Genomic DNA, 13,097 nt, shown 5'->3' with positions numbered 1-13,097 from the left:
CATAGAACACTCCTTAACCCTAGTGCTATGACTAGGTCTTAATTGAGAAGTGTCCGTTTTAATTGGGGGCTATTACATTATGCCCTATTGCAATCGCAAGATTTGGGGATCGACTTCCTAGACCGACTTGTGATTTTGCAAAAAAATTTAGGACATAACCAACTCGATACCACGCAAATATATACCAGTATTCCCCACGACATTTATAACGCTATGTGTAATGAAAATGGCCAGCTATTAACAAGAGCAGAAAAAATGAGACGTCTGTGTGAAACCACACAACTAAAAATTAGTATTAGAGACAAAAAATGAGAAATAAGGAAATAAGCCAAATCAAAGATGTTGAATCTATAATCTCAGATTGGGTATCAAATGTTATTGAAAATATAGATGATCTATGGCGAATACCAATTAGCAAGGCTAATACACTTTTAAAATTTAATGTCGATGTTAGCTATCTCGTATCTACTTTAGGCATTTCAAGAAATTCTGCATCTAAACACAGAGAGCTTGTATATCCCGTTATTCAACAGATGATTAGCAGAGGCATTTTGGTCATCCCAAATGATAGCGATGAAGTAGCTGGCATAGAGGCGAGGAGAAAACTACTCAATTGGTATCGAGAGCTATCGCCAGAAAATAAAAGTCACTTACCTATTTTTGGCAATAAGATTTCACTTGGAAAAATACCTGAAGAGCAACGCCCTGTAACAAGATATCATTTAAGATTAAGCGTTGTTCAGGATGCTTGGGATTACATTCATCAAGACCTTAAAGAAAAAGGGCTAGTGAGTGCTAGTTATAAGACTGTTTCCGAACGAAATCATGAAAGACAAATTCGTCAGGAAACATCTAACGAAACCTTTAAAGATCGTTTCAATAGATTATCTACTCTTAAACTTACTAGTATTATTGACTTCAATGAACCTTCTGAATCAGAACCCTTTATTCAAATAGAGCAACTATTTGCCTCCCAATCTAAAACTGTACCTTCTCAATCAGGAAAATATAACTACCAGGGTGCATGCAATCACTTTATCAAATTTCTTTCTTATCTCTATGGAAATAACCCGTTAAGAATTGTAGATACTTTCGATGAACATCTACTATCTAGATTTAGAAAATATTTAGAAGATAAAATAATAGACAGAGATATTTCAAGCAGTCTCGCAGAAACCTATTTAAGTGCTGCACGTAGATCATTAAGAAGGCTAACTCAGATACAAGATATAGAATACAGTTTTTTCGATGTAATTGGCTTCGATGTATATAGACAAACCGATATTAAGAAACCCTTTAAACAAAATGAACGTCTGCAAATATTAGAAGCTATCGACAGAGGTATTGCTGAGTCTAAATTAATTCTCGAACCGTATAAAAAAACTGGTATTGGCAAGAATCCTCTCGATCAATATGGATATCGAATTAAAGGATTATCAACTCTAGATAATGCTCGTTGGTTGTTTGAAAACTTATTGAATTGTAAGCCTATTTATCACAACACAGCAAAAACACGAAGTCAGAAAGCTTTTCTCAAAATTATTCAGGATTCAGGGAAAAGGCTAAACGACGTATATAAAGAGTGGGGAGTCACTCTTATGATCGGAATAGACATCCTCTTACCTTACTTGTTAAAACTAGCTCAAGTCACAGGTATGAATACAAATTCATTACTCGCTCTCGACATAGAAGACTTTACACTTGAGCATCCTGCTACATCAAGGCCTTGTCTTAGATACTGGAAAGAACGATCTGACGGTGCAAAAGAATATCATCTAGATTTAATCAAAGCCAAGATCACTTGGCTGACATCAAGCCAAGCTGAGACTGTACAAAGTATTTTTCAGGAAGTAACTCAATTAACAAGCAGCTTTAGGCACAATAGTAAGAGTGAAACTGTCAAAAATAGGTTGTTTATCTATCAATCAAATAGTACAAAAAGTCATCAGAGAATAGCTCCCATCTTAGGACCTAATGAGGACAATGACAAAGCATTAGGAGATACTATTGCTAAATTTGTTGATAAATATCAGTTAAAAGATGACAAAGGCCAACCATTAATTCTAACAATAAGTCGGTTTAGGCCAACTTTTGTGAGTGAAATGCTCATAGCTGATGTACCTATGCGTGATATTCAGTTGATGTTAGGACATGCGTCTATACAGACAACTATTGGTTATATCGACTCTTTAGACTTTAATGCCATAAGTAGAATAAAGTTAGATAATCAACTGTCAGACATACATCAATCGACTTTGGATGAACAACCCGAAGAAAAACCCCAAAAAATAGAAGTCAAAAATGAGGATGGATTAGTAAAGTTTAGAACGCCTTTAGCTGAGTGCAAAAATATTTTTAATCCGCCAGAGTTTGTAAAAAAATTGGCATCTTATGTACAAGGTACTCCATGCTCACAATATAACAAATGCTTACATTGCGACAATGTCGTAATTTCAGTTATGCATCTTCCTCAAATTTTTGCAATGCATCGTGATTACAAATTTCTTTTAGAAAATACTCGTGTCATGGACACACCCTACGGACATATTATTCGAGACAATCTAGAACTCATAAATGAGATTATAGTCCCTGAACTATCTGATTTTTCAATACCAGAGCTTGAGCATGGAAGAATTGCATCTGAATATATTGATACCACTATATTGATAGATGGGGCTGTCTAATGAATACTGAAACAAAGCTAAATATATTGACAAGTTTTGCAACGCATCATTTCAACTTAATAAATAATCCAATTTTTGGTACCGATTTAGCTCAGCCATGCCTCCAACAAGAATATATTGAGTCTAATGTATATATAAATCAGCTCATGGAAAGACATATATCGAAAATTTCTAAATTTTCCGATTATATTTGGGATTTTAACTCAGATTATCCTAATGCCGCACGTAATGTCCAAGGTGCAAAACTACGCATTGATTTTTCAAAATACAATGATATTCCAAAATTTATTTTAACAGAACTAAAAGTCATCTTTGAGCTCGCTTTACTCAATAACGTTATATTTCGACCTCAACGTAATGGTAAAAAAAAACATGGTAAAGGCATCATAAAAGCTAATTCATTAATTCCTATTTTTGAGAATGGCTTAACCTTTATTAATGAAATATTCAAACAATTAAATCAGGAACTTGGTTATGAATTTGTTCAAACTGAGATTAAAACACTATCAAATGTAACCCCAGCACATTATCATAAAGCTGCTAAATACTATCAACGTATAAAAAACAATGAATTAGATAAATTTTTTGAATATCTACGTAGTCCTAGTTCAACTAAATATGTATTTAATAAACCTATCCCCTATGTAGAATTAAATAACTTAAATTGGAAAAAACCACCCAATATTCATAAAAAAAAGAAAGAGCAAGTTCTCCCAGATAATGTATTCGAATATTTATCTAAGATTGCATCCTTCATCATTGTAGACTTTTTAGATGCTATAGGAGAAAAATCAAAAATATTAGATATAAATACCTTAGATCGTTTCAAAGCAAGCAAATATTCTTCTTGGGCAAACCAAGAGAGAGTTAGTCACGAAATTCTCAATGCATATATTGCACTTCGATTAAGAACTAAAGGGTACTCTTCAAGTTTTGTTTTAGGGCTAATTGAACCCTATGATTGGATGAGGACTAAAAATGGTTTAGCATGTGGACTAAGTCTGCGAAAAGCCTTAAAGAATCGCAAATACAAATTAGATAAACTTCGAGAATATTTCAGTCTAGTAGCATATTCATGTTTGTACCTAGTCGGCCAATATACAGGTATGAGACCATCTGAATTAGCAGAAGTAAAAGTAAAAGATTGTTCATGCTTAGTAGAGGATGATGGAGTCTGGCTCATTGAAAGCACTGTCAAAAAGCATCAACAAGAGATAAATACTGGCTTGTTTGATGATCGCTGGGTGGCTATACCAATTGTTAGAGATGCTATATTAGCAGCGTCTTATATTGCAAAAATTAAATCATCACCATATCTCACTTCTAATATGGATACTGTTCACCCTACTAGTTTGCCAACATCTATGAACAGTACAGGTATCACTCATCAAATGAATAATTTTATTGGTCAACTTTTGGGGGAAAGTACAGCCAATCAGATTAAATTTAATCCCTATATGCTACGGCACACTCTAACCTACCAACTATTTAGAGCTGAAGTTGGTCTACCTTTAATATCATTTCAATTGAAACACTTCGTAGAAGGTATTAACAAATTTACCTCTACTGGCACCACGGCAGCAGTGACGTTAGGCTATGGAGAAATAGGTGAAATGCTCTCAAAGGATGGAAGTAGGATCGGAAAAAAATCATTGAGACACTCTGCTGAATTAGAAGCTATCAAAAATGCTCACAACCCAAGTGGAACATATTATGGTGGTAAAGCAGATGAGCATAAAAAAAATCTAATTAAGGTATTTCAAGGATATATAGCTGAGGGTTATACCGAAGACGATATATATGATGCAATGGCTGATCAAGGCACTGCCGTTGTATATATGGGACAAGGCCTCTGCTATGGCAATAGACAGGAAAAAGACGATCCTGATTTACCATGTATTGGCTCCTTACGCTGTAACCCAGCTCGATGCAAACAGGCTATTGTCACTATAAAACATGCTCCTAAATGGCGTGAAGTCTATATAGTGAATAAAGCAAATCTCAACAAACCAGAATATGATCACCTTCGTACGAACATATTAGCTGCCATGAATGAAGCTGAAATGGTTTTGAAAAATCTTGGCGAAAAGGTTGAACTATGATGAATCAAGCTTATGATCAAAAAAACAGTGAAAATTATGAAGCAAATACCTTGAAAATTGAGAATGCATTGCTTCAAATTGAGCGCAACAAAAAGCTAAAGACAACTGTTGCACAACTATCAAAACTCACAGGGATTCATCGAAATACGATTAACAACCGAAAGGAACCTATCCGAAGACTTAATGCAATTAAAGAAGCTCGAAGAACAGAGACAAATCAATCTAAAGAAGCATTGAACATAGACAATGCTGACAATTCAAACTCACTAGAACAGCAATTAACACACACAAGAACTGAGGTTATCTATTGGTTTAATCAACATCAAGATATTAAGCGTCAACTTGATCATTACATGGCACAGTATAGAGAAATGAAAGCATCACGAGATCATTATAAAATATTATACCAAACTGATCATAAGTCGCTTTTTGAAGCTGAAAAGGAGATCAACCAATTAAAAGAGTTATTGGAATCAATTCACGTTAATACAGATCAGCTTCGACATTAATCTTAAAAAGCAAAAGTCGTTCGTTTTGATCAAGTTGCCTAGCTTTGATCTATATGAATCGCACCAAATAACTGATAGACCGCAAATGAGAATGAGTGAGAAGCTTATTGTACTAGCTCAAACCTGATCTGACAGTTACCGATATTTACTTACACTGAAAATGGATAAGCGATTGCTTTATGATACTGATAACCTTCAACCTCAAAGTCATCTAATGTCACCCATGTTTCAATATCTTCAAGCGTCTTAATATCAGGGTTAATATGAAGCTTTGGTGCAGGATAAGGTTCACGTTTAAGTTGAACATCACGCATGAGTTCCAACTGATCCTCATAGATATGTGCATTCACAATTTTATGGTATGCCTTTCCTGCTTTATATCCTGTGATTTGAGCCATCAAAGCAAGTAGAGTAAAAACTTGAATTTGATTAAAGTTTTGACCTAATGGCACATCACATGAACGTTGAGATGAAGTTAAGTACAATGTATCCCCTACCAAAGAGAAGGTATGAGTATGCATACATGGTCGTAAGCACCCCATATCGAATTCGCCAGGGTTATAGAATGTCAGAATCTCACCACGATCATCAATGCCATTACGTAGGTCATCATAAATCTTACGAAGTTGATCAAACTCTTTTCCCTCAGAGTTACGCCAATGGCGTCCTTGAACACCATATACTCGCCCCATATCATCTTCACCTTTACGATAAGGGTTAGCTAACCAAGCTCCATTTTCATTAGCATTGGCATTCCAAGTATTACAGCCAATCGCTCTGAACTGAGCAGCATTATCATATCCACGCAGGTAGCCTAATAACTCTGCAATAGCTACTTTCCAATAACTTTTCCGAGTAGTCACTAAGGGAAATTCATTAGCCCCCACATTGTACTCTAAATCAGCATTAATAACGGTTAAACAACGCTTTCCAGTTCGTTCATTTTCAACCCATATGCCTTCATCAACTATGCGTTGACACAAATCTAGATATTGCTTCATTTAACTACCTTAATTGTACTAACCAAAAACTACTTCATAGTTCATAAATTCATATAACTAATCAGGCTAAATTATGGTTGATTTCTCTCATTAGATTACATTTTCAATGGCATGGAACCTTTACGAATTTTCACCTTGATGAGCTCATAATGTATTATAGATTTTTAGTACTTCTTTGCACAAATTTAAAAAAGACAGTTCAGCACACAGACACTAGATAACCCCTAAATTGACTACGTGTTTATCTAGGTGTTTAGTCCCAGATTTTGATGGTGCAATATTCTCACATAAATGGAAGGAAGCACTATGGGACAAGTTCTACACAGCAGCGCCACAATGACACAGGCAGTGCGTCGAGCAATACAAAATAGTCAAGAGAGCTTAAGAGCGCTAGCCAAGGCATCAATCAAAAAACAGTCGCAAAATGGAAGAAACGCACTTCAGTAGATGATCTGACAACCGGGCCAAAGAATCCTCGCTCAAGCGTGTTATCGCCTGAAGATAAGGCGGCAATCGTTGCTTTTCGAAAACCCACTTTGTTGCTGCTAGACGATTGTCTTTATGTCTTGCAGCCGAGCGTTCCTTATCTGACGCGCTCCTCGTTACACCGCTGCTTGCAGCGGCATGGTATTTCACGGCTGCCTGAGGTGCAAGGTGATCGTCCTGTCAAGAAGCGCTTCAATAGCTACCCCGATCGGTTACTTCCATATCGACATCGCTGAGATGCAAACAGCACAGGGTAAGCTTTATCTTTTCGTTGCCATTGATCGCACTTCCAAGTTCGCGTTCACCGAAGTGCATACCAGAGCCGATAAGATGGTAGCCGCACAGTTTGCCCTACAGCATACATATGGTGCTGACGGATAACGGCATCCAGTTCACGAACCGCACCTGTGATCGCTACGCCTCTGAGCACATCTTTGATCGGGTTTGTAGAATGTAGCATTGAACATCGCCTCACCAGGGTCAAGCATCCATGGACTAATGGATAGGTCGAGCGGATGAACCGAACGATTAAGGAAGCTACTGTCAAACAGTTCCATTACGACGATCACACTCAGCTATGCATTCACCTTGCTGATTTTATTGCCACATACAACTTCTGCCGCAGACTCAAAACACTCAAGGGCCTGACTCCCTACGAATTCATCTGTAAACAGTAGACAGATGAACCTGAACTTTTTAAGATTGATCCGATCCATCAAATGCCGGGACTAAACACCTAGATAGCAGTCTAATCCTTTATCTTGCTAAAAAAATCTGGTTCTTTTGAATTGATTCCATATGTACCATGTCTCCACTTAGCCTGTGGTAACCCAAATTTCCCAAAGTTTCCATTCTTATAATATTCTTGCAAATATTTTCGATTACTCTCAGATCGTTTAGCATCAACCTCTTTAAAAGCCTCTAGAATTTCTGAAACCATCTCAGCATCGATGTTGTTGGTACTCTTAAAACGTTCAAGATATTTTTTCCAAAATCCATAGTTACTTGATTCTTTGCTTTTGTAATCTTTATTTTTTAAATTTTCAGTTTTTTCTATATTTAGTAATCCAGGGCTATTATTTTTTTCATGCCAATTATTATTTTTTGGCGTAGTGGTTGTCGACTCTTTCTTGTATTTAGATAAATATTTTCTATAATCTTCATGATGTTTATCCCCTTGGTTATGTAATTCAACTTTTGGTTTCTTTTTCTGTTGTGAATATTTAGGTTGTTCACAATTCCCTTTGATTTGAATTTTTTTTTCGTATAAGGGGGCTTGATAAAAAGCAATCTGGGCTATAAAAATATTTTTAACTTTCAATATCTTAATGTAGGGATCATGGTAGGAATATAAATGTTTTTCATAAATATCGGGACTGATAAAGTCTACATTTGAACAATAAGGAAAAGGTAATGATATTTTATTGTTTTTTAAAATTTTACTAGGCTTATCTATTTTCAAGTAAGCAGACCCGATATCTTCTTTAAACCATTGTGCTAAAGCAATATTAAGCAAATGATAGATTACTTCTTTATTTTTTGCTCCTATAATGCTATCAATCTTAGGCTTTAAACTTAGTAAGAAATAATTAATATTTTGAATATTATTATTTTTCTCAATTTCGGAATATATAAAATTTAAAGCATCAAAAAAATATCCTAACAATTCTTTTGCTTTAGTATCCAGTTTTAAAACTACACTCTCATGAATGAGAGTGTAGTCTTTTAGATCTTTGTTTTTATCTATATATTTCATAATCTTACTTTTTTTAAATTAAACTGTACTTAGCTTAAACGTCAGCATTTGAGATAATCCAAATACGCTTTAACGGTAATTCAGCTTTGATGTCGTCATTCAACTTTTCATAATTTAGAAAAATTTGATTTAACAAATCATTCTGTGTCCAAAGCCTAACTCTAAAGAAGCTAGAGGCTAATTCTTTTTGCACATTAGATTTAAAGCCACCCCAAGCGACAAATAAGCCTTGCTTAGTATTAAACTTTGTCATCGCCCCAATCAACTTATCTACTGTTGGACGATCTACTTGTCCATCTCCTGATTTCACTTCCACGCATATCTGCTGTTGACCAAAACCCATAGGACCATCGCCAGCAAGAATATCAACACCACCATCTGCGCCTTCTGGACTTTGCCAACATGTATATCCTTGGGCTTCTAATACTGCTTTGACTAATAACGTTAATCTATGACCTTTAAATTTCGATTCGATCACTTTTCTAATTTGATCTTGCCCTATAAATTCTAAATCAACTGAACTAGATTCATCTGAAGCATCTTCAATGGCAATCTCTTTTTGAACTCCTTCAAATTTTATGACCTGATGCAAGTTTTCTGGTTGCCATGAGTTTTTTTCCATTGCAAGTAAACGTTCTTCAGCATTATTTCTCTGTATACGGCAAATAGTCATGAAAGCCCCAAAGCTATACAGAATATCCTGAGAAAAATGAGATCTTGGAATTCCAGTCGCTAACCATTTCACTGAACGTGAATGTTTAAAAGGATCAATAGCTTCAGGGTCATAGGAATATTCAGAAGTGATAACGCCTATATAAATAACGGGCTGTAGTTTAGAGGGTAGAACAATTCGATCACCGATATTCATCGTATGAATGAATGGCCAGATTTGACTGGCATGATTTGAAAGCTTTCGAGGTTTTGCATCTGGATCTGTTTTTACTAATTCAGCAATTAAATCTTCACGATTAACAATTTTTTTTAAATCTAAATGCAAGTTATCCCAAGTTACATAGGCTTTTGATGTACTCAAAAACCTTTCTTCATACTCACCTTGTGAACCCGCTCTTACTAACCATACAGCCATATTATATTACCTGTTTAAGCCACTGCACTCTGATTAAACGCTTCCACTACCTCAAATATTTCATCAGCATCGCCATCATTAAACACACCATCAATGCCTTCATAGTGGATCTGGTTAAAAGGTGGTTCATACAGTTGAGAGGCTTCTAGCACACCACGCTGGGTCAGATGCTCAATCATCATTTCTATAAAACGAATCTGTTTCTCGTTGTAGGTTGTACCTTGCAGATATTTTGAGAAGGCTTGCTGTACTGCCTGGCGATCTAATCCTACTAAAGAGCGAATGAATAGCGGTAATGGTTGGTCTGTGCCAAAGCATTGTTCAAATTTTTCTTTACTTTCAACTTCCTGTGCTTCAAATACAAAGCGTTCAAGCTCATTCAAATCTGTAGGTGTTAAGGTTAGGCCACGCTTTAATTTGGCGATGGTAATGTGGTTTTCATTGGCTTTGATAAAGCTTTCTACACGTTTACGGTATTGGGCAATGTTGACCCCTGTTGCCACTACAGGAATAGAAATTTGTGTTGCTGGGCCAATTTCATCATCTAGCATCGAATAGACAATGGTAGAGGTGGTTTTCTCGATGAGTTTTACCAAGCCACGAATGCGTGTACGCATCGACTCCAGCATCGGCAAGGTAATGTCTGTCCAGTATTCCTGCGTCTGGATGTCCTGAATCAGTTGGATTTGCGCTGCAATCACTGGAATATTGGCCTTGGTTTCGAGCTTGGACGCGATTTCAATCACCCGATTCACATAACCTTCAACCGCTTTGGCATTGTTTTCCAAGACCGCCAGTTCAATGTTGTAGCAGAGCATATCGAATAGTTTGGCTTCCAAGCTGTCCTGTTCCAGCTCATTTGGAAGCTTGGAGATATGTTCTCGGAGTGTACCGATAGCGAGATCATCTAACTGATCCCAAGATGCTTTGTTTTTGAAATGCTCTACATGCTTCAATTCACTTCGGACGATGAAGTTGTCTTTGTTCATCGCCATGACTTCAGCATGCAAACCATCTCGCACCTCAGCCTTAACTGCTTTGAGTTCTTCAGTCTGATAATCAGGTGTGTTCAATAGACTGAGAATGTTCAAGCGAGCTTTAAACAAGCGCTGTCCTAATGGCTCAGTTGTAGAAACTGGCGCACCTTGAGGGTTTTCATTAAAGTATTCAAAGTTTGAACAGTAGTCGAAAATATAGAATTCAGATTTGTGGTGCTCAGGGGCAAACAGGTCTTTACACAATCGAGTGCCACGACCAATCATCTGTATGAACTTAACTTTGGAGCGTACTGCCTTAAAGAACACCAGATTGACCACTTCCGGCACATCAATCCCGGTGTCGAGCATATCGACTGAGATGGCGATCTGAGGCTCTGGCAAATCCTTCTTGCTAAAGTCATCAATCAGGCTTTGTGCATATTTGGTGGAATGAGTAATGACTCGGGCGAACTTGCCGTCATAGTGCGGATAGTTGTGATTAAAGCGATCCGCAATAAACTCTGCATGCTTCTGATTGACGGCAAAGAGAATGGTTTTACCCAACCGGTCTCCACCTTCCACCTTGATGCCATTTTCCATCAGATGTCGCAGCATCTTGTCTACAGTATCGGTATTGAACAGTTGCTTGTTGATCTGTGATGCACTGATTTCATCAGGTGTTTCCTGATCACCCCAATCCAGACTTTCCCAATGCTCTTTTTCTGCATCTGAAAGCTCATGGTATTTGACACCTTCACGCATGAATTTTAGCGGTACAGAATAAGCTTTTGGTGGAACAAGATAGCCATCGGCAATCGCTTGATCCAGGTCATAGTAGTCCGTTGGGACACCGCTTTCCAAGCCGAACAAGGCATAGGTGTCACGATCAACCTCATCCCGAGGGGTTGCAGTCAAACCGACCAACAGGCTATCGAAGTATTTAAAGATTTCACCATATTTCTGATAAACGCTACGGTGGGCTTCATCGACAATAATCAGATCAAACATGCCTGTGCCGTATTTGCGTGTCCCATCGGCATTCATCTCATCAATCAGGCCCATCATGGTTTGATAGGTAGAGAGATAAACACGGCCATTCTGGGTTTTGCTTTCCACCAGATTGACAGGTGCTGCATCTTTCAGGTTGGCTTTAAAAGCATTGGTTGCCTGTACCACCAATGAGGTACGATCCGCAAGGAACAGTACCTTTTGCACCACATTGGCTTTCATCAGTACATCGACCAAGGCAATCGCGGTGCGGGTTTTACCTGTTCCTGTTGCCATGATTAGCAAGCCTGCGCGTTCTTTACGCTGAAACGCGGCAAGCATGGCTTTGATGGCACGAGTCTGGTAGTAGCGTTCGACAATCTCGTGATTGATCGGGAAACTGCTGAGATCGGGATTGTTTTTACGTCTTTCGATCAGGCGATGCAATTCTGCCTGTGTATAGAAACCATGCACCAGACGCGGTGGGCCACCTTGGACATCATTCCAGATTCGGGTGCGATAACCATTGGTATAGAAAATAACGGGGCGTTGTCCTGTCTGCTTCTCTAAACAGTCAGCATACAGCTTGGCTTGTTGTTGGCCCACTTCAGGATCAACCGAAGTGCGTTTGGCTTCGACCACAGCTAGAGGCAAGCCATCTGCACCATACAGCACATAATCGACAAAGCCTTCACCTGAGTTGCTTGGCATGCCCGTGACAGGCACTTCTTCTTTTGCCGTATTGCCAATTTCCCAGCCTGCTTCTTCAAGCAACAGGTCAATTTTGAGCTTGCGGGTTTCGTCTTCTTTGTAGTCAGTCGGGTCTACCGCTTTACTGTTGGCAAGTTTGGCCTGTTCTACTTCCAGACGTTTTTGTGCCAGCTCAGCATCAATATTCGCCAGCAGTTTTTCACGTTCTTCCAGGCTGGCAGACAGCTCAAAGAGTTTTTGTTCCTGTTCACGCAATGCCTTATGTTTTTCAGCGAACTCTTGTTCTTTTGCCTCAGCCTCTTTTTGTAATTGTTCTTTATCAGCTTTGACCTGTTGATCCGTGCAAGAATTCGGAATCAGATTGGGATTGAACAGAATCGGCTGTGAACGGTCTTTGGTCGGTGAGCCATAATTACGCTCAAACCAGACATAAATCAGAAACAGATGGCTGATATGTTTAACGGCTTCTTCGCTGGTAATCTGTTTGAATTTTTTACCATGTACCGCACTGTTGCCCACCATGCGGATATTGTCCATTTTGTCCCAAATATAGGGGGGAACAAGAGCTTGGAATTTTGGCTCGTTCAGCAGATTTTGTAATTTGGAATCGAAGGGCTGTATCAGTTTTTTATCGTATTGATATAACCACAGCACCAGACTTTCCAGCGATTGACGCGCACACATGAGAGCGGCTTGAGGGTAGATATAAACCAGCTTTTCAGCTCCTATCGCAGTTTCCGCCAGTTTTGGAAACGCCTGTTCAAGAAACTGAAAGTTACTCATTTATATCCCCTCAA

The 13,097-nt window shown here is 38.1% G+C and carries 7 protein-coding genes and 1 pseudogene; 4 read left to right on the top strand and 4 right to left on the bottom strand.

The window, feature by feature from the left end:
• The first annotated feature begins 308 nt into the window (after positions 1-308).
• Genes PAE54_RS09315 through PAE54_RS09305 form a run of 3 tightly spaced genes read left to right on the top strand, consistent with a single transcriptional unit; the run spans position 309 to position 5,295 of the window.
• Complete coding sequence (locus tag PAE54_RS09315) at positions 309-2,684, top strand: site-specific integrase (RefSeq protein WP_326519232.1); 2,376 nt, start codon at positions 309-311, stop codon at positions 2,682-2,684.
• The gene (locus tag PAE54_RS09310; RefSeq protein ID WP_326519231.1) at positions 2,684-4,786 is read left to right on the top strand and encodes a site-specific integrase; all 2,103 of its coding nucleotides are present in this window, start codon (positions 2,684-2,686) and stop codon (positions 4,784-4,786) included. The genes PAE54_RS09315 and PAE54_RS09310 overlap by 1 nt, the downstream gene beginning before the upstream one ends.
• Positions 4,783-5,295 (top strand): hypothetical protein, encoded by a 513-nt coding sequence (locus PAE54_RS09305; protein WP_326519230.1) that lies wholly within the window; start codon positions 4,783-4,785, stop codon positions 5,293-5,295. Before PAE54_RS09310 ends, PAE54_RS09305 begins: the two co-directional genes overlap by 4 nt.
• Before the next feature lie 149 nt (positions 5,296-5,444).
• Here the strand turns inward: PAE54_RS09305 and PAE54_RS09300 are convergent, their stop codons facing one another.
• Complete coding sequence (locus tag PAE54_RS09300) at positions 5,445-6,296, bottom strand: thymidylate synthase (protein ID WP_326519229.1); 852 nt, start codon at positions 6,294-6,296, stop codon at positions 5,445-5,447.
• A 306-nt stretch (positions 6,297-6,602) separates the two neighbouring features.
• Between PAE54_RS09300 and PAE54_RS09295 the strand changes: the two are divergent.
• Positions 6,603-7,522: pseudogene (locus PAE54_RS09295) on the top strand (IS481 family transposase).
• Between the two features lie 8 nt (positions 7,523-7,530).
• Here PAE54_RS09295 and PAE54_RS09290 read toward each other — a convergent pair.
• Genes PAE54_RS09290 through PAE54_RS09280 form a run of 3 tightly spaced genes read right to left on the bottom strand, consistent with a single transcriptional unit; the run spans position 7,531 to position 13,083 of the window.
• Positions 7,531-8,538 (bottom strand): hypothetical protein, encoded by a 1,008-nt coding sequence (locus tag PAE54_RS09290; RefSeq protein WP_326519228.1) that lies wholly within the window; start codon positions 8,536-8,538, stop codon positions 7,531-7,533.
• 34 nt (positions 8,539-8,572) lie between these two features.
• Complete coding sequence (locus tag PAE54_RS09285; protein ID WP_326519227.1) at positions 8,573-9,625, bottom strand: restriction endonuclease; 1,053 nt, start codon at positions 9,623-9,625, stop codon at positions 8,573-8,575.
• Between the two features lie 14 nt (positions 9,626-9,639).
• The gene (locus PAE54_RS09280) at positions 9,640-13,083 is read right to left on the bottom strand and encodes a DEAD/DEAH box helicase family protein (protein ID WP_326519226.1); all 3,444 of its coding nucleotides are present in this window, start codon (positions 13,081-13,083) and stop codon (positions 9,640-9,642) included.
• Between the last annotated feature and the right edge of the window lie 14 nt (positions 13,084-13,097).

It is taken from the genome of Acinetobacter minutum, assembly GCF_035916735.1.
GTDB lineage: Bacteria > Pseudomonadota > Gammaproteobacteria > Pseudomonadales > Moraxellaceae > Acinetobacter.
This window is presented reverse-complemented; position numbering and strand designations above follow the sequence as displayed.